The following is an 18,115-nucleotide window of genomic DNA, read 5'->3' as shown; positions in this document are numbered from 1 at the left end:
TGGCCACGCTAGAGTCCGTCACCTGGTGAAACACCTGTCCGAGGGGTCGAGGGGGAGGCCGTGATCTGTGGCCAGTGAGTTCAGCACGCTGTTACGGCGGCTGCGGCGCGACGCGGGAATGACTCAGGAGGCATTGGCGGAACGCGCCGGGGTGGGCGTGCGCACCATCCGCGGTCTGGAGACCGGCGAACGCGCGGACCCCAGAGTGACCACGGTGCGACGGCTGGCCGACGCGCTCGGGCTGGCCCCGGCGGAGAGCGACGAACTACTCGCCGCCGCCGTCCACCGCACCGGGCCGGAGGCCCGGGAGGAGGGACGGCTGGAGGGCCGGGCCTCCGGCCTGCCCGACGGCCCGTCTGACGGTCTGCCCGACGGGCTGTCTGACGGAGGGCCGGAGGGGCGGTCGGACGGGGCGCCGCGAGGACGGCCGGACGGTCTGTCTGAGGGGCGACCGGATGAGCGGTCCGGCGGGCCGTCTGGTGGGCGACCGGGTGGGCGGTCCGGCGACCAGTCCGACGGCTGGTCCAGTGACCGGCTGGAAGGGTGGCCCGACGGGCGGCCTAACGGTCAGACCGAGAGTCGGCCTGACGGCCTGCCCGGCAGCTGGTCCGACGGCTGGCCCGGCCGCGCCCGACCGGCCACGGGGCGGCCGGTTCCGGCCGAAGGGGGCGCCGGGCCGTCGGCCCCCGCCGAACCGGCCACCGGACGCTCGGTTTCGGACGGATGGGCTGCCGGGCCGTCTGCTCCCTCTGAATCGGCCACGGGGCAACCAGTTTCGGCCGAACAGACCGCCGGGCCGTCGGCTGCCGCAGAACCGGCCACGGGGCGGCCCGTGTCAGCCGAGTGGGCCGTTGGGGCCTCGGCCCCCGCTGAACCGGCCACTGGGCATCCAGGATCCGTCGAACCGGCCACGGGGCCATCGCGTCCGGCCGAACGCGCCGAGGGATCCTCGGCTTCCGCCGGCCCCGTCGCGGGCCGGCCGGTTCCCGTCGACTCGGCCACCAGACGGCCCCTCTCAGCCGAGCCGCCCGCCGGGCGCTCGGCCCCCATCGGGCGGGGCGCAGGCCAGGCCGCCCTGCGGGACACCCTCGCCGGTGTCGCCGAGCAGCTCGCTCACGCGGTGGCGGCGCGGTGGCAGCGGGAGGAGGAGCAGCGGCAGGTGCATGATCCGTATCCGTTGCCGGTGCGGTGGGGGGCGGTGGCCGAGGAGTTGACCGACCACTGGGCCAACATCCGGCGGCTGCCCGCCGGAGCCGCACGCGGCGGCGCGCACGGGCCGCTGGAGCTCGGGGGGCGGCTGGACGAGGTCGTGGAGGTGTACCGGCGGATCCCCTCCGGGCGGCTGGTCGTGCTGGGGCGGCCCGGTTCCGGGAAGTCGATCCTCACCACGAGGTTCGTCCTCGATCACGTCGCGTCGAGGAGCAGCAGCGACCCCGTACCCGTCATCTTCAGCATCGGCGCCTGGGACCCCACCGCCATCACCTTCCGGGACTGGCTCACCGCGCAACTGATCCGCGACCACCCCGGCCTCGCCGGCACCGCGGCGCCCGGTGGGCCGAGTCTGGCCGCCGCGCTGGTCGAGGCCGGCCGGGTGCTCCCCGTGCTCGACGGCTTCGACGAGATCGCCGGGGGGCTGCACCGCCCCGCGCTGGAGGCGCTCAACGCCACCACGCTCCCCCTGCTGCTGACGAGCCGACCGGCCGAGTACGCCACGGCGGTGGCGGAGACGGACGTGCTCACGTCCGCCGCCGCCGTGGAGCTGACGGACCTCACACTCGACGACCTGGCCGACTACCTGCCGCGCACCACGCGCAAGGCCCGTGGCGGGAACGCCGCGACGACCGCGTGGCACCCCGTGCTGAGCGCGCTGCGCGAGCGGCCGCGCGGCCGGGGCGCCGAGCAGCTCGCCGCGGTGCTGACCACCCCGCTGATGGTCACGCTCGCCCGCGCCGTCTACAGCGACACCCCGGGCCGGGACCCGGCCTCGCTCCTCGACACCCACCGGTTCGGCGGCCCCGGAGAAGTGGAGGACCACCTTCTGGAGACGTTCACCGCCACCGCCTACCGTCTCCGGCCGGAGCACCGCCCGGACGGCGCCCCGCGCCGCGGCTTCGACCCGGAACGGGCCCAGTACTGGCTCGGCTACCTCGCCCACCACCTGACCCGGCTCGACACCCCCGACCTGGAGTGGTGGCGGCTCGGCTCAGGAGTGCGCCGCCCGGCGCGCGTCCTGGTGACGGCGTTGCTGACCTGCGTGGTCGTCGGGGTCGTCGACTGCGTCGTCGGTCTCCTCTTCGACTCCCTGCGCTTCCAGATCGTGGAAGGGCTGATGACGGGGTTCCTCTCCGCGCTGATCAGCGCGCTCGCGTACTGGCTCCTCGTCGCGGGCAGGAACACGGCGGTGCCGCCGTCCGGCATGCGTGTGAAGGTGTTCGGCAGGGTCGGCGCGTCCGGCCGGAGGGCGTGGGCCCGCATGGCGCTGGGGTCGCTGTGCGGGCTCGTCTTCGGGCTCGGCTACGGCTTCCAGCACGGCGTGCTCAAGGGCCTTCTCTGGGGCACCGGCCCGCTGGACATGCTGTCCTTCGGGCTGTACGACGCCGCGTTCTTCGGGTTCGTGTTCACGCTGGGAGGCGGCGCCGCCCTGGGGCTCCTGGCCTTCCTCGAAACCCCGCTCGACATCAGGTCCGCCGTCAACCCGGTCGGCCTGCTGCGGACGAACCGGAGGACGGTCATCGCCCAGTTCCTGGTCTGGATACCCGCCTTCGGGCTCCTGGCCGGCCTCGGGTCCGCGCTGGCGGTCCGGCCCCTGTCGGTGCTCCTGGGCCCGCTCGTCTGGTCTCCCGGGTCCTCGGTCAAACTCGGCCTCATCAGCGGGCTCTGCGTCGCCATCGGCTACGCCTTCGCCCTGAGCGCCTGGGGCCAGTGGGTGGTGTTCTCCCGGATCTGGCTGCCGCTGACGGGCCGGCTGCCCTGGGCCGTCGTCGCCTTCCTGGAGGACGCCTACCAGCGGGGCGTGCTGCGTCAGGCGGGCGCGGTCTACCAGTTCCGCCACGCCCGCCTCCAGGACCACCTCGCCCGCACCTACCGGGCGCGTCGTGCCGGCGCGCCCACTCGATGACGGTCGTTCGGCGTCGCCGTCACGCGGCGCCGAACACCACCGCCGAGTTGTGGCCGCCGAACCCGAAGTTCTGCTTGACGGCGACGCCGATCGGGGCGGGGCGGCCCACGAGCGGGGTGTAGTCCAGATCGCAGTCGGGATCCGGGTTCCGCAGGTTCGCGGTGGGCGGCACGTACTTCTCCCGGATGGCGCGCAGCACGCCGACGCTCTCCAGGATCCCGCTCGCGCCGCACGCGTGGCCGATGACCGACTTGGGCGCGGTGATCGCCACGCGCCGCGCGTGCGCGCCGAACGCCCGTTTGACGGCCGCGGTCTCGGCCCGGTCGCCCTGCGGCGTCGAGGTGCCGTGGGCGCTGACCAGGTCCACGGCGGCCGTTTCGAGACCGGCGTCGGCGCAGGCCAGCTCGATCGCCCTGGCCGCCACCGCGCCGTCCGCCCGGGGCGCCACGGGGTGGTGGGCGTCGCAGGTGGAGGCGGCGCCGAGCACCTCGCCGTGCACGGTCGCGCCACGGCGCAGCGCGGAACGTTCGGATTCCAGGACGAGGACGGCGGCACCCTCGGCCGGCACCATGCCGTCGCGGTCACGGTCGAACGGCCGGGACGCGAGCGCCGCCTGTGCCGCGGGCCGCTGGGAGAGCGCGTCCAGCAGACGGAACGAGGCCAGCGCCGGTATGTCCAGCCAGCTCTCCACACCGCCGACGAGGACCACGTCGGCGGTGCCGTCGCGCACCGCGCGCAGGCCCGCTCCGATGGCGTCCGTCGAGGCCGCGCAGGCGGTCGAGAGGGTGAGCACCGGGCCCGTGACGCCCAGTTCCTGGGCGACGAGCCCGGCGGCCTGGTTGGGCAGCAGCCGGAGCAGCCCGAGCCGGTCCATCCGGGGCCACCCGCTCCGGTTGAGCACGGTCACGAGTCGCGCGGTCTCGTCGAGCCCGCCGCCACCGGTGCCGACGTACAGGGCGTCCGGCGCGGTGCGCAGCCGCGCGTCGTCCCTGGCCTTCATCGCCGCGGTGAACAGCAGTTGCTGGAAGCGCGAGGTGCGGCGGACCTGCTGGGCGGACATGTGCGCGCGGGGGTCGAACCCCCGGATCACGCCTCCGACCTGGCAGGGCAGGGGCCCTTCGAGCTCCAGCGGCGAGATCGCGGGCCGCCCCGCGGCCAGGGCGTCCCACAGCTCGTCCGGTGTGCCGCCCGCGCACGACTCGACGCCGATGCCGGTCACCAGCACGCGGTGGCGCGCCGCCCGGGATGGCGTAGCGCCTCCGGGTGTCACCGCGTCCCCGGGTGTCACAGCGCGCCCGCCATCGCGTCGGCCACGTCCCCGACCGTGTGGAGGTCGGTGATCCGGATGCCGGTGTCCGCCAGCTCGACCCCGAACTCCTGCTCGAGGACGCTGATCAGCTCCAGCGCCTCCATGGAGTCGAGGCCGAGCACCGGCTGGCCGGGGTCGGCCGCGTAGAACAGCGCGGAATCGCGGGTGACGGCCGTTCCGGAGTCGCCCAGTTCCGGCCGGATGCCGGTGATCGCCCGGGTGACGACGTTCCATACCTCGGTCATGACGAATTCCTTTCGTGGGTGTTTCACGGCCGGGTGGCGGAGAAGTAGACGCAGCGCCGCGTGATGGTGAACGGGGCGCTCTCGTACAGTTCTTCCAGCGTTTCGGTGAGCAGTTCCGCGGCGATGTGCGGCGCTACCCCGGGTAACGCGGCAGTGGCGAACATCGGGGTCGAGCACAACGCGGTGAGAAAGCGCGGGCCGAGGACGAACGCCCGCTCGTCGGTGACGACATCGGTGAATCCGGCCGCCGCGAGGGCGGCCTGGTAGTCCTCGACCGTCCTGCGCAGCCCCGAGGGCCGGCCGGCCACCGACCGGGCCAACGGCAGTCCGCGCTTCCGGGCGGTGGCGCGGGCCGCGCCGACCAGCTCGGCGTACCGGGGCAGGTCGGCCGGGGACTCCGCGCCCGAGTAGAACGCCGAGTTGAACACCAGGCGCCCGCCGCCGGCCAGCACCCGCCCGATCGCGTCGAGCGCCTCGGCCGGGTCCGGCACGAGATGGACGCAGTTGGCCAGGACGACGACGTCGAAGACGTCCGCCGGGAACAGCCGGGAGACGGACGACGCGTCACCCACGGCGAACCGGGCCCGGTCGCCCAGCCGGGCCCGCGCCGCGTCGAGCAGCGCCGGGTCGGGGTCGACGCCGACCAGGGACGTGGCCGGGTCGCGCAACAGCAGGAGCTCGCTGACGGCCCCGTCCCCGCACCCCACGTCGAGGACGGCCGGCGCCGGCCCGGCCGGGACCAGGCCGAGCAGCGCGCGGTTCAGCTCGGCGTATTCGGGGTCGCGGCGCAGCGCGGCGTAATCCGAGGACGGTTGCGGGAACGGTGCGTTCATGAATTGACCCTCCGTCGGCCCGGCCGGGAAATGGCGCGGTGCGGATCGAATGACGGGGGCAGACGCTAGCAGCGCGTTTGACGGGCAACAAGGGAGGGTTTTTCCGTGCTGCCGTCCCGGCCTCCGTGATCAGCGAAAAGATCGCCCCTTCATTTTTGTTTCATCCTGCCCGGATAGCTTTCGCGGGCCGCACCGGGGATTTCTCGCCGGGGGTTTATCGAGGAGGGAATCCTTGGAATTCACAGAATTGGGCGACAGTGCCGTTCCCGCCGGCCGGCTGGTCTTCTGGACGCCGGCCGCCCCGGCCTCCGCCTGGGCCGACGACCCCCGGGCACCCGCCCTCGTCCACGAGCACCACGTGCGCACGGCCGCCGCCCGGGGGCCGGGGTACGTGGAACCCGCGTGGATCGGGGTGTCGTTCGCCGTGGGCCGCGCCGGCCGGCACCGGCTCGGTGCCGCGCTCACGGCCTGGCTGCGCGGGCACGAGCACCTGCGCAGCAGACTGGTGCCGACCCCCGGGCGCTGTGTGCGCCGTACGCTCCCCGCGAGCGCCATCACGCTGCGGCAGGAGGACGTCGGCGCCTTCGCCGACGGCGCCTCGGCCCGGCGGCAGATCGAGGCATTCTTCGACCGGAGGGCCGACCCGCTGGGCTGGCCGCAGGTGGTCTTCGCGACCGTCGAGGGCGCGGACGGGACGACGGTGTTCGCCGGGGCGGACCACGGCGTCGTGGACGCCTACACGCTCGCCATGGTCCCTGGGCAGATCCGCGCCGCCCTGACCGGCCGTGCCGGGGGCCGGACCGGGCCCACCTACCTGGACTTCGGGGCCGAGGAACGGAACCTGGTCGACCGGCTGCCGAGCGGGCCCGAGCGCACGGACCACTGGCGGGCCCTGCTCGACGACGCCCGGGGCGGGACGCCCGCGTTCCCCCTGCCGCTCGGCGCGTCCGGGACGCCGCTCGCACAGCGCAGTACCTACCGCCGGCTGCTCGACGGACCGGCCGCCGCCAGGTTCGCCGCCGCGTCCCGCGCGGGCGGAGGCAGCACCGCCGCCGGCATGCTCGCCTGCCTGGCGCTCGCCACGGCGGACGTCGCGGGGGAGCGGCCCCTGGAGGCGATCGGCCTGGCCAACGCCCGTACCGGCCCGTGGCGTACGGCGCCGGGCTGGTTCGTCGGCCTCCACCCGGTGCGGATCCCGGCGGCGGCCGGGGCGGCCTTCGCCGGCACGGTCGCCCTCGCCGCCGCCGAACTGCGCCGTCGCGGGCCCGGACCGGGCAGTTCCCCGCCGCACATCAGCCGGCTGCTGCGCCGGGAGATCCGCCCCCGGTTCGTCGTCTCCTACTTCGACGTGCGCCGCGTGGCGGGCACCCCGCCCCAGCGGGGCGACACGATGCTGCGCAGCCGCATCCACGGCCCGGCCGAGGTGTACGTGTGGCTGACCAGGAGCGACCACGGCGTGCACCTGTCGGCCCGCTTCCCCGACACACCCGTCGCCCGCGCGAACGTCGAACGCTTCGTCCTGGCCGCCGCGCACGCGGCCACCCGCGCCGCCGGCGGCCACCGGGCCGGAGCCCTGCCCACCCCCGCCTAGCCGACCCTCCCAGAAGCCCACGGAGAAGGAGCCCCGCAGTGCGTATGACCCAGATCCTCGACTGGCGGCCCGAGCCGGGCGAAGTGGTCGAGTTCGAACCGGCCACCGGCCGGGCCCCCGTACCGCACGACGTGCCCGCGTCGCTCTTCCAGCGGTCGCACTTCGAGCTGGCCGCCGCCCACCGCGCCATCGGGCGACGGCAGTCGCCCTGGGTGGCCATGACGTTCGACCTGGAGGGCCGGGCCGACCTCGACGCGCTCACCGGCGCCTGGCAGGGGCTCGTCCGCCGGCACGAGGCCTTCCACAGCTGGTACGAGCCGGAGGACGGCAACCTGGCCGGCTTCCGCCTGCCGCCCGATTCGCTCACGGTGCGCCCGGTGCGCGTGGGCGACTTCACGGACGTGGCCGGCCTGCGCGCCCATGTGCACCGGCGGATCGACGAGCAGACCGCGGTGGGATGGCCGAGCCTGCTGGCCGGAGTGATCCGCCGGGACACGGTGTCCACCGTGTACTTCGCGATCGACCACGCCTACACCGACGGGCACTCGCTGGCCCTGCTGTTCCACGAGCTGCGCGCCCGCTACCACGCGGCCCGTACCGGCGCGGCGCTCCACCTGCCGCCCGCGCCCGGCTACCTGGACCACAACCGCCGCGAGCGGGAACGCTCCGCGTCGCTGACCGCGGCCTCGCCGGAGCTCGCCACCTGGTCGGAGTTCCTGGCCGTGGGGGACGGCGGTTTCCCCGGTTTCCCGGTCGGGCTGGGCAACGACGCCGACGCACTGCTGCCCGGCGTACGACACGCGTACCCGGTGCTCACCAGTGACGAGGCGCGCGCCTTCCGCGCCCACTGCGCCCGGCACGGGGGCGGGTTCGCCGCAGGCGCCTTCGCCGCGCTGGCCCTCGCGCAACGGGAGTTCACCGGCAACGACGTCTACCGCGTGCTCACGGTCGTGTCGACCAGGGGCACCCCCCGGATGCTGCACGCGCACGGCTGGCTGGTCAACTTCGTGCCCCTGATGTTCCGGCTGCCCTCCTCGCCCCACCTCGCCGACGCGGTCTCCGCCGCGCAGCAGGGCTTCCAGCGCGCCCGCGCGGGTTATGACGTGCCGCTGCACCGGGCGCTCGAACTGCTGCTCGACGGCCGGGAGGTGCCGACCATTCCGCCGATGGTCTCCTACCTGGACGGGCGGTCCGTGCCGGGCTCCCGGGAATACCTGAGCGCGGACGCGACGGTCCTGGCCGGCCCCGACAACGCCCGTGGTGTGTCGCTGTGGTTCAACTGGTTCTCCGACCGGGCCGAACTGGTGGTCAGCATGCCCGACACCGCGCAGGCCGCGGCGGGCGTGCCGAAGTACCTGGACCGGGTCAGGGAGATCATGCTCGCCGCGGCGGCCGGCTCGCCGCGCCTGCCCGGCCCGGTCGGCATCGGCACCGGACGGCGGGTGGCGGAAGGGGTGTGAATCCGGCCCTTGCGGGCAGGAGCCCGTTCCCGGTGGCTGACCCGATCGGCGGCGCTCTTCCTGCGTGGACGTACACCCGGTGCCACGGTGAGTCGTGGAGACGGAGGTGGGAGCGATGCCCGGGGCGGCCGTCCGCTCGCGTGCCGGTCGTCGTGGACCGAGCGCGTGAACCCCGGTGAAGCCCGCAAGAGCACGCTCGAAGGGAGAACCATGTCCGCCAAGGTGTCCGACCATCTCCTGCAACGCCTGCGCGAATGGGGAGTCGAGCGGGTGTTCGCCTACCCGGGGGACGGCATCAACGGACTGCTGGCCGCGTGGGGCCGGGCCGACGACAAGCCCCGCTTCATCCAGGCGCGCCACGAGGAGATGGCGGCCTTCGAGGCCGTCGGCTACGCGAAGTTCTCCGGCGAGGTGGGCGTGTGCGCGGCCACCTCCGGGCCGGGGGCCATCCACCTCCTCAACGGGCTCTATGACGCCAAACTCGACCACGTGCCCGTGGTCGCCATCGTCGGGCAGACCAACCGCAGTGCCATGGGCGGCTCCTACCAGCAGGAGGTCGACCTCCACACCCTCTTCAAGGACGTCGCCTCGGACTTCTGCGAGGTGGTGACCGTCCCGGAACAGCTGCCCAACGTCCTGGACCGGGCGATGCGCACCGCGCGCGCCAAACGGACCGTGACCGCCCTGATCATCCCGGCGGACGTCCAGGAGCTGGACTACTCGGCGCCGACGCACGCGTTCAAGATGGTGCCGTCCAGCCTGGGCGCCCCCGCGTACGCGCCGGTCCCGGCGGACGAGGAGATCGCCCGGGCCGCCGAGCTGATGAACGACGGCGAGAAGGTGGCGATCCTCGTCGGCCAGGGGGCCCGGGCCGCGCGGGCGGAGGTGGAGCGGCTCGCCGACCTCCTCGGCGCCGGCGTGGCCAAGGCGCTGCTCGGCAAGGACGTGCTCCCCGACGACCTGCCGTACGTGACCGGCGCGATCGGCCTGCTGGGCACCCGGCCCTCGTACGAGATGATGCGCGACTGCGACACGCTCGTCGTCGTCGGCTCGAACTTCCCCTACACCCAGTTCCTGCCGGAGTTCGGGCAGGCGCGGGCGGTGCAGATCGACATCGACCCGTTCATGGTGGGGCTGCGCTACCCCTTCGAGATCAACCTCGTCGGCGACGCCCGCGAGACGCTCACCCGCCTGCTGCGGCAGCTGAAGCCGAAGAAGCACGGCGGCTGGCGGCACGGCATCGAGAAGAACACCGCCCGCTGGTGGGAGGTGATGGAACGGCGGGCGGCGGTCGACGCGGACCCCGTCAACCCCGAGTACGTCGTCCACGCCCTGGACGCGCTGCTGCCCCGGGACGCGATCATCACGGCGGACTCCGGGTCGGCGGCGAACTGGTACGCCCGGCACCTGCGGATGCGCGGGGACATGCGCGGTTCCCTCTCCGGCACGCTGGCGACGATGGGACCGGGCGTGCCCTACGCGATCGGCGCCAAGTTCGCCCACCCCGACCGGCCCGTCATCGCGCTCGTGGGCGACGGCGCCATGCAGATGAACGGCCTGGCCGAGATGATCACGGCCGCCAAGTACCACCGCGAGTGGCAGGACCCCCGGCTGGTCGTCGCCGTCCTCAACAACCACGACCTCAACCAGGTCACCTGGGAGATGCGGGCCATGTCCGGCGCCCCCCAGTTCCTGCCCTCGCAGTCCCTCCCGGACGTGCCCTACGCGGACGTGGCCCGCTCCTTCGGGCTGGACGGCGTGCGCGTCGAGAAACCGGAGGAGGTCACCCCCGCGTGGGAGCGGGCCCTCGCCGCCTCCAAGCCCTTCGTCATCGACTTCCGCACCGACCCGGCCGTACCGCCCATCCCGCCGCACGCCACCCTCGACCAGATCGAGGCCGCGACGGCCTCCGTCATCAAGGGCGACAGCGACCGCGCCGCCATGGTCCGGCAGGGGTTCAAGGCGAAGATCCAGGAGATGCTGCCCGGCGGCAAGCACCGGGGGAGCGGGACGGAGGAGGGGAAGTGATCCCGCGCTCCCGGAACCCGTTCGCGCCGGCCCGGCTGGCGCGCAACGTCCGCCACGGCCGCTTCGAACGCTCCCTGTCCCTGCTGACGGCGGCCGGCTCGGTCATCACCGCCGCCGAGATCTACCTGGAGCACGACCGGGCGAGCTTCGGCAACCGGGTGATGTGGTGGCCGGTGGTACTGGGCCCCGTCGGGGCCGCCGCGGGCGTCGCCGGGTTCCTCAGCGAACGGATGGCGCGCACCGCCCTGCCCATCGCCTCGGCGGCCATCGCCGCCAACGGCCTCCAGGGCACCTACCTCCACGTACGCGGCATCGCGGAGAAGCCCGGCGGCTGGTCGCTGGCCCGCTACAACATCGAGACGGGCCCCCCGCTGTTCGCCCCGCTGCTCGTGACCATGGTCGGCGGCATGGGGCTGCTGGCCGCGCTGCTGCGCAGGGAGCGATGACCCGTGGCACGCGAGGGAGGGAGCGGGGGGCCGCCGGGGACGACACCGGGCCGGCGCCCCTCCCGGTTCCCCGGCTACGACGTCCTCGCCCAGGCCGGCGCCTGGGACGCCACGACTGCGGCCGTGGTGTTCGCCCGCACGGCCCGCCAGCCCGAGCTGCGGTTCTTCACTCTCGCCGAGGAAGCCGTCGCCACCCTGCTCTTCGACCACCTGCTGGCCCAGTGGGACGACCCCAAGGTGCCGGTCCTGGAGATGATCGACGCACGGCTCGCCGAACGACAGACCGACGGGTGGCGGTTCGAGGACATGCCCGAGGACGACACGGCGTGGCGGCTCTCGCTGCGCGGCCTCGACGACGACGCGCGCGAATGGTACGACGCCCCCTTCGCCGAGCTGTCGCCGGAGCGGCGGGCCGCCCTGATCGAAGCCGTCCGCGCCCGGGGCTCCGACCGCTGGCGCGGACTGACGGCCGGTCACGTCTGGGGTCTGTGGACCCGCTACACGGCCACCGCCTTCTACTCCCACCCCTGGGCCTGGAACGAGATCGGCTACGGCGGCCCCGCCTACCCGCGCGGCTATATGCGCCTCGGCCTGGGCCTCCGCGAGCCCTGGGAGGTGCCGGACACCGAACCGGAGGAGGCCCCGCCCGAGGACGACGGGAGCGACGACAAGAGGGACGACGACCTGCCCGCGCGGCCCGGCGCGCCGCGCACGGGCCTCGCCGGCCTCGTCAGGAGCGCGACCGACACCCTCCGGCAGACCACCTCCCCCCTGGGCCGGGTGCGCGACCGCAACGCCTCGGCCTGGCTGCTCCCGCGCGGCGACGCCCGCTTCGACCGCCGGCTCGTCGAGGGCATGCGGCGCTTCGACGACCGCGACGAGGTGGACCTCGTCGTCGTCGGCTGCGGCGCGGGCGGCGCGACCCTGGCCCAGCGCATGAGCCGGTACGGCTGGTCGGTCGTCTGCCTGGAGGCGGGCCCGTTCTGGGACCCCGACAGCGACTGGGTCAGCGACGAGGCCGCCTCCCACCACCTGTACTGGAACGACCCCCGGGTGATCGCGGGCGAGGACCCCGTCCCCCTGGGGGCGAACAACTCCGGGCGGGGCGTGGGCGGCTCGACCGTCCACTTCGCCGGGTACGTCCCCAGGTTCCACCCCTCCGACTTCCGCACGTACACCGAGGACGGCGTGGGCGCCGACTGGCCGCTGGACTACGCCGACCTGCGGGCCTCGTACGAACGGATCGAGCAGGAGCTCCCGGTGGCCGGACAGTACTGGCCCTGGGGCGACCCCCATCCCTATCCCCACGCGCCGCACCCCGTGGGCGGCAACGGGGAGGTGTTCCTGCGCGGCGCCGCGGCGCTGGGCCTGGAGGCCCGCGTGGGGCCGGTCGCCATCACCAACGGCCGCTTCGGCAACCGCCCCCACTGCGTCTACCGGGGCTTCTGCCTCCAGGGCTGCAAGGTCAACGCCAAGGCGTCCACCCTGATCACCCATGTGCCCGACGCCCTCGCCCACGGCGCCGAGATCCGCGCCCAGTGCATGGTCACCGGCGTCGAACTGGACGAACGGGGGCGCCTGGCCACCGGCGTCCGCTACGTCCGCGACGGCCGCGAACGGTTCCAGCGCGCCCGTACGGTCGCCGTCGCCGGATACTCCATCGAGACCCCGCGCCTGCTGCTGAACTCCACCAGCCGGCGCTTCCCCGACGGCCTGTGCAACGACCACGACCTCGTCGGCCGCTATGTGATGGTGCAGGGCGCGCCCCAGACCTCGGGCCGGTTCACCCAGGAGGTGCGCTCCTACAAGGCGCCACCGCCGGAGGTCACCAGCGAGGAGTTCTACGAGACCCGCTCCGACCGGCCCTACCGGCGCGGCTTCTCCGTCCAGAACGTCTCCCCCCTGCCCATCGTCTGGGCCGAACACGTCACCGCCCAGGGCCACTGGGGCGAGGACCTGCGCCGCTACATGCGCGACTACGTCCACTGGGCCACCCTCGGCGCCCTGTGCGAGCTGCTGCCGCAGCCCGGCAACCGCGTCACCCTCGCCGAGGAGAAGGACCGTTACGGGCTGCCGGTGGCCCGCTTCAGCTACAGCCAGTGCGAGAACGACCGACAGGTGATCCGGGCGGCGGAGGCGGTGATGGAGGACATCCTGCGGGCCGCCGGGGCGAGCGAGGTGATGACGATCAACCGGTACGCGCACCTCGTCGGGGGCTGCCGCATGGCGCGCGACGCCGCGCACGGCGTCGTGGACGCGGACCTGCGCACCTTCGCGGTGCCCAACCTGCTCCTCACGGACGGCAGCGTGCTCCCCACCCAAGGCAGCGCCAACCCCGCGCTGACCATCATGGCGCTCGTGGACCGCGCTGCCGGACGGCTGGCCGCCGGGGCCCGCGCGGGACTCCGCACCCCCTCCGGGGACCGGCGGTGACCCCGGTGGCGGGCGGACCGGTGGTGGGCGGCGTCGAGACCGCCGTCTACACCGTGCCCACGGACGGGCCGGAAGCCGACGGAACCCTGGCCTGGAACTCGACGACCCTCGTCCTGGCCACCGTCCGCTCCGAAGGCACCACCGGCCTCGGCTACACCTACGGCGCGCCCGCCACGGCCGACGTGATCGCCTCCGAGCTCGCCCCGCTCCTCGTCGGCCACAGCGCCTGGGACGTCCCCGCCGCGCAGGAGGCGATGAGCCGGGCGGTGCGCAACACGGGCCGGCCCGGACTGGTCGCGGGGGCGATCTCCGCCGTGGACATGGCCCTGTGGGACCTCAAGGCCCGGCTGTTGGACCTCCCCCTCGTCCGGCTCCTCGGCGCCCACCGGGCGGAGGTCCCCGTCTACGGCAGCGGCGGCTTCACCACGTACGACGACGAGCGACAGGACCGCCAACTGCGGCACTGGGCCTCGGAACAGGGCATTCCACGCGTCAAGATCAAGATCGGGGAGGACCGGGGCCGGGGGGAGGGCCGCGACCGCCACCGCGTCGCCCGCGCTCGCGGGAGCGTCGGGGACGGCGTGGAGCTCTACGTCGACGCCAACGGCGCCTACACCCGCAAACAGGCCGTCCGCGTCGCCCGCTACCTCGACGACCACGGCGTCACCTGGTTCGAGGAACCGGTCTCCTCCGACGACCTGACCGGCCTGGCCCTCGTCCGCGCCGCGACCGCCGTGGACGTGACGGCCGGCGAATACGGCTACACGCTGCCGTACTTCGGCGCGATGCTGGCCGCGGGAGCCGTGGACTGCCTCCAGGCCGACGCCACCCGCTGCGGCGGCCCCACGGTCTGGCTGCGCGCCGCGGCCCTGGCCGAGGCCCGCGGACTCCACGTGTCGGCGCACTGCGCCCCCCACGCCCACGCCCACATGGCGGCCGCCGTGCCCAACCTCCGGCACGTGGAGTGGTTCCACGACCACGTCCGGATCGAGAACCTGCTCTTCGACGGGACCCTCGACCCCGAAGGAGGCGTCATCCACCCCGGCCGGGACGGCACCCCCGGACACGGGCTGACACTGCGGAACGACCGGGCCGGCCCCTACCGCGTCCGCTGACCCCACCGCACACGAACGAGAAAAGGCGAGAAAAGGGCAGACACCATGCACGAGACGGCCTCGGCGGCGACCCCGCCCCCCACCGGCGGCTCACCCCGCGAGCCGCGGAGCCGGACGCGGGGGTGAAGGTCTCCACCGCTCCGGCCGAGCCCGCCACGCCGCTCGCGCCCGGCCCCGGACCCGGCGCGAAGGGGCTGCGGGCCGGTGCCCTGGGGCTGTTCTCCTCGGTGGCCATCGGCATGGCCTCCACCGCCCCCGCGTACAGCCTGGCGGCCACCCTCGGCCTGATCGTGGCCGGCGTCGGCCTCCAGGCCCCCATCATCACCATGCTGGCCTTCGTCCCCATGCTGCTGATCGCCTATGCCTTCCGGGAGCTCAACGCGACCGACGCCGACTGCGGAACCACCTTCACCTGGGCCTCCCGTGCCTTCGGACCACGCGTCGGCTGGATGGGCGGCTGGGGCATCATCGTCGCCGACATCATCGCCATGGCGAACCTCGCCGAGATCGCCGGCATCTACGGCTTCCGGCTCCTGGGGTACGACTCGCTCGCCGGAAGCCGGCTGTGGACCACCGTCGCCGGCATCGCCTGGATCGCCGTGACGACCGCCGTCTGCTACGTCGGCATCCAGGTGTCGGCCGTCCTCCAGTGCTGGATGGTGTGCGTCGAGGTCGTCGTGCTGCTCCTCTTCGCCGTCACCGCCCTGGTCAGGGCCTACGGCACCGGCGCCCCGCCGACGTCGCTCCCCGTCTCCGCCTCCTGGTTCAACCCCCTCCACGTCCCCTCCGCCAAGGCCCTCACCGAGGGCATCCTCGCCGCCGTCTTCATCTACTGGGGCTGGGACACCGCCGTCGCCGTCAACGAGGAGACCACCGACAGCAGGAACACCCCCGGGCGGGCCGCGGTCGTCTCCACCGTGCTCCTGCTCGTCGTCTACGCCCTGGTGGCGACCTCGGCACAGGCGTTCGCCGGCATCGGCACCGACGGCACCGGCCTCGGCAACGCGGCCAACTCCGGCGACGTCCTCTCCGGCCTGGGCGGCGCCGTCTTCGGCACCCAGGGCTCCGGCTGGTTCCTCACCAAGCTGCTCATCTTCACCGTGCTGACCTCGGCCGTCGCCTCCACCCAGACCACCATCCTGCCCCTGGCCCGCACCGTCTTCTCCATGGCCGCCCACAAGGCCGTCCCCTCCCGCTTCGCCCGGGTCCACCACAGGTTCCTCACCCCCACCTGGTCGACCGTCGGCGTGGGCGCCGTCTCCATCGGCTTCTTCGCCCTGCTCACCGTCATCAGCGGCGACGTCCTCGCCGACTCCATCAAGGCCGTCGGCCTCGCGATCGCCTTCTACTACGGCCTCACCGGCTTCGCCTGCGTCTGGTACTACCGCGCACTGCTCACCCGCAGCCCCCGCGACCTGCTGTACAAGGGAGTGCTGCCGGGCCTCGGCGGGCTCATGATGCTCTGCCTGTTCTGCTACGCCGCCTTCGTCGTCTACGCCGACCCCGGCTACGGCGCGACCTCCTTCGACCTGCCGGTCATCGGACGGATCGGCGGGGTGAGCGTCGTGGGTCTCGGCGCCCTGCTGATCGGCGTCGTCCTGATGCTCGTCATCACCCGCGAGCACACCGCCGCCCTCAACCTCCAGCGCGACCTGCTGCCCCGGCACCTGCCCGCGCTCACCGGCGTCGAGACGGCCAGCCGCTACCTGCCCGCCGACAGCCGCTCCGGCGTGGGCGGCGACTGGTTCGACGTCATCCCGCTCTCCAGCGCCCGGGTCGGCCTGGTCGTCGGGGACGTCATCGGCCACGGGCTGAGCGCCGCCGCCACCATGGGCCGGCTGCGCACCAGCGTCCGCGTCCTGGCCCGGCTCGACCTCCCACCGGACGAACTCCTCGACCGCCTCGACGACGTGGTCGGCCAGAACGCCGAGGAACAGGCCGCCGAGGAACGGGCACGCGGCCACGCCCGCGCCGGGCCGGACACCGGCCGCGACGAGGCCCTCGGCGTCACCTGCCTGTACGCCGTGTACGACCCGGTGTCCGGGTGGTGCAGCATGGCCCGCGCGGGACACTCACCGCCCGCCGTCGTCGACCCCGGCTGCGGCACCGTCAGCTACCCGGACTTCCCGGCGGGACCGCCCCTGGGCCTGGGCGGCCCGCCCTTCCAGAGCACGGAACTCCACCTGCCCGACGGCAGCCTGCTCGCCCTGTTCACCGACGGGCTCGTCCAGACCCCCGACCACGACACCGAGACCGGGCTCCGCCTGCTCACCCGCGTCCTCACCCGATGCCACAGCCCCCTGGAGGAGCTCTGCGACCGCACCGTCGCCGCCCTGCTGCCCGGCCCGGTGGACGACGACGCCGCCCTGCTCCTGGCCCGCGCCCGGCGGCTCGGCGAAGACCAGGTGGCGGTCTGGGAGCTGGACGCCGAGCCGACCGCCGTCGCGGACGCCCGGGCCGCCACGACCCGCCGGCTGCGCGAATGGGGGCTCGACGAGCTGGCGTTCACCACCGAACTGATCGTCAGCGAACTGGTCACCAACGCCGTCCGCTACGCCGCCGGCGGCCCCGTCCACGTCCGTCTCATCCGCGACAGCAGCCTCGTCTGCGAGGTCTCCGACACCGGCCACACCGCGCCCAACCTGCGCCACGCCGCCGCCGACGACGAGGGCGGCCGGGGCCTGTTCATCATCGCCCAGCTCACCCAGCGCTGGGGCACCCGCTACACCGCCACCGGCAAGACCATCTGGACCGACCAGCCCCTGCCGACGACGGAGTGAGGGCCACTCCCCAGCTGCTCCCCGGCTACTCCCTGCTCCCGAAGTCCTGCGTCCAGAAGGGCCCTTCGGGGCCGGTGGCGACACCGACGCCCATCTCCCGGAACGCGCAGTCGAGGATGTTCTCCCGGTGGCCCGCGCTGCGCATCCAGGCGTCCATCACCGCGGCCGGGGTCGCCTGGCCGCGGGCGATGTTCTCCCCGTAGGCGTCCCAGTGGTAGCCGGCCGCGGATATCCGGCTCCCGGGGCCCGCGCCGTCCGGGCCCGTGTGGCTGAAGAAGTGCTCCTCGGCCATGTCGTCGGAGTGCTTTTGGGCGGCGGCGGTCAGCTGGGGGCTGACCCGGAGGGACGAGCAACCCGCCGCGTCCCGCTGGGCGTTGACGAGGGTGACGACCTGCTGCCGGAGGGATGCCACCGGCTCCGCCCGGGCGGCGGGCGGCCGGACGAGACCGCAGACGGCGACGGTGGCGAGGGCGGTGGCGAGGGCGAGCGGGGCCGGACGGAGGGCGTGGATCGCCGGACGAGGGCGCACGAGGACTCCCGGTGGTCGAGGCCGGCTCTTCGCGGGAGGGCGGGGCGGGGCGAAGCGGCCGGAGCGGCGTGACGGCGGTTCCAGGATTCCCGACGCTCCGGGTCCGGTGAACCGGCGTTCCGCCGCTGACGGGGGCGCGCGGCGGAGCCCGTGCGGTGCCGGGCGCGCCGCGGTCGCCCGGTGGGGCGGCCGCGACGCGTGGGATCACCGCGCGCGGTCCCGGGGCGG

The 18,115-nt window shown here is 74.1% G+C and carries 13 protein-coding genes and 1 pseudogene; 9 read left to right on the top strand and 5 right to left on the bottom strand.

Going from position 1 to position 18,115, the window contains the following annotated elements; all coding sequences use genetic code 11:
• Positions 1–118: 118 nt before the first annotated feature.
• A pseudogene (locus tag IE096_RS32045) lies at positions 119–208 on the top strand (helix-turn-helix domain-containing protein); the annotation flags it as partial.
• Positions 209–1,015: 807 nt separating this feature from the next.
• Here IE096_RS32045 and IE096_RS00890 read toward each other — a convergent pair.
• On the bottom strand, positions 1,016–1,165 hold the full coding sequence (locus IE096_RS00890) for a hypothetical protein (protein WP_189449717.1): 150 nt from the start codon (positions 1,163–1,165) through the stop codon (positions 1,016–1,018).
• Here IE096_RS00890 and IE096_RS00885 point away from each other — a divergent pair.
• Positions 1,160–3,118, top strand: coding sequence for an NACHT domain-containing protein (locus IE096_RS00885; RefSeq protein ID WP_229819971.1), 1,959 nt, complete (start codon positions 1,160–1,162; stop codon positions 3,116–3,118). The genes IE096_RS00890 and IE096_RS00885 overlap by 6 nt on opposite strands.
• A 19-nt stretch (positions 3,119–3,137) precedes the next feature.
• On the opposite strand, the gene IE096_RS00880 is transcribed toward IE096_RS00885, so the two are convergent.
• The 3 genes from IE096_RS00880 to IE096_RS00870 all read right to left on the bottom strand — a co-directional run bounded on the left by IE096_RS00880 (position 3,138) and on the right by IE096_RS00870 (position 5,505).
• A complete protein-coding gene (locus tag IE096_RS00880) occupies positions 3,138–4,337 on the bottom strand; it encodes a beta-ketoacyl-[acyl-carrier-protein] synthase family protein (RefSeq protein ID WP_189447370.1) in 1,200 nt (399 codons plus the stop codon).
• Positions 4,338–4,402: 65 nt separating this feature from the next.
• Positions 4,403–4,672, bottom strand: a complete 270-nt coding sequence (locus IE096_RS00875; protein ID WP_189447368.1) for an acyl carrier protein — start codon at positions 4,670–4,672, stop codon at positions 4,403–4,405.
• Positions 4,673–4,695: 23 nt separating this feature from the next.
• Entirely contained in the window at positions 4,696–5,505 is an 810-nt protein-coding gene (locus IE096_RS00870) for a class I SAM-dependent methyltransferase (protein ID WP_189447366.1), read from the bottom strand.
• Positions 5,506–5,737: 232 nt separating this feature from the next.
• Between IE096_RS00870 and IE096_RS00865 the strand changes: the two genes are divergently transcribed.
• The 7 genes from IE096_RS00865 to IE096_RS31115 all read left to right on the top strand — a co-directional run bounded on the left by IE096_RS00865 (position 5,738) and on the right by IE096_RS31115 (position 17,358).
• Positions 5,738–7,096, top strand: a complete 1,359-nt coding sequence (locus IE096_RS00865; RefSeq protein WP_189447364.1) for a condensation domain-containing protein — start codon at positions 5,738–5,740, stop codon at positions 7,094–7,096.
• A gap of 44 nt (positions 7,097–7,140) precedes the next feature.
• Positions 7,141–8,556 (top strand): condensation domain-containing protein, encoded by a 1,416-nt coding sequence (locus IE096_RS00860; RefSeq protein ID WP_229819970.1) that lies wholly within the window; start codon positions 7,141–7,143, stop codon positions 8,554–8,556.
• A gap of 210 nt (positions 8,557–8,766) precedes the next feature.
• The gene (locus IE096_RS00855; protein WP_189447360.1) at positions 8,767–10,584 is read left to right on the top strand and encodes a thiamine pyrophosphate-requiring protein; all 1,818 of its coding nucleotides are present in this window, start codon (positions 8,767–8,769) and stop codon (positions 10,582–10,584) included.
• Positions 10,581–11,030 carry a hypothetical protein gene (locus tag IE096_RS00850; protein ID WP_229819838.1) on the top strand — a complete coding sequence of 150 codons (450 nt, stop codon included), beginning with the start codon at positions 10,581–10,583 and terminating at the stop codon, positions 11,028–11,030. Before IE096_RS00855 ends, IE096_RS00850 begins: the two co-directional genes overlap by 4 nt.
• 3 nt (positions 11,031–11,033) lie before the next feature.
• Complete coding sequence (locus tag IE096_RS00845; protein WP_189447358.1) at positions 11,034–13,463, top strand: GMC family oxidoreductase; 2,430 nt, start codon at positions 11,034–11,036, stop codon at positions 13,461–13,463.
• Entirely contained in the window at positions 13,460–14,578 is a 1,119-nt protein-coding gene (locus tag IE096_RS00840; RefSeq protein ID WP_229819837.1) for an enolase C-terminal domain-like protein, read from the top strand. Before IE096_RS00845 ends, IE096_RS00840 begins: the two co-directional genes overlap by 4 nt.
• A 122-nt stretch (positions 14,579–14,700) precedes the next feature.
• Positions 14,701–17,358, top strand: coding sequence for an amino acid permease (locus IE096_RS31115; protein WP_229819836.1), 2,658 nt, complete (start codon positions 14,701–14,703; stop codon positions 17,356–17,358).
• Positions 17,359–17,383: 25 nt separating this feature from the next.
• Here IE096_RS31115 and IE096_RS00825 read toward each other — a convergent pair whose 3' ends face one another.
• Entirely contained in the window at positions 17,384–17,887 is a 504-nt protein-coding gene (locus IE096_RS00825; RefSeq protein ID WP_229819835.1) for a CAP domain-containing protein, read from the bottom strand.
• Positions 17,888–18,115 lie beyond the last annotated feature (228 nt).

Origin of the sequence: Streptomyces abikoensis, assembly GCF_014648775.1 — a bacterium.
In the GTDB taxonomy this organism is placed as follows: domain Bacteria; phylum Actinomycetota; class Actinomycetes; order Streptomycetales; family Streptomycetaceae; genus Streptomyces; species Streptomyces abikoensis.
This window is presented reverse-complemented; position numbering and strand designations above follow the sequence as displayed.

Bases quoted from the DNA above. Each gene is read 5' to 3' on its own strand.
- IE096_RS00890 (WP_189449717.1), bottom strand. From the start codon at position 1,165: ATGCACCTGCCGCTGCTCCTCCTCCCGCTGCCACCGCGCCGCCACCGC.
- IE096_RS00875 (WP_189447368.1), bottom strand. From the start codon at position 4,672: ATGACCGAGGTATGGAACGTCGTCACCCGGGCGATCACCGGCATCCGG.
- IE096_RS00870 (WP_189447366.1), bottom strand. From the start codon at position 5,505: ATGAACGCACCGTTCCCGCAACCGTCCTCGGATTACGCCGCGCTGCGC.
- IE096_RS00860 (WP_229819970.1), top strand. From the start codon at position 7,141: ATGACCCAGATCCTCGACTGGCGGCCCGAGCCGGGCGAAGTGGTCGAG.
- IE096_RS00855 (WP_189447360.1), top strand. From the start codon at position 8,767: ATGTCCGCCAAGGTGTCCGACCATCTCCTGCAACGCCTGCGCGAATGG.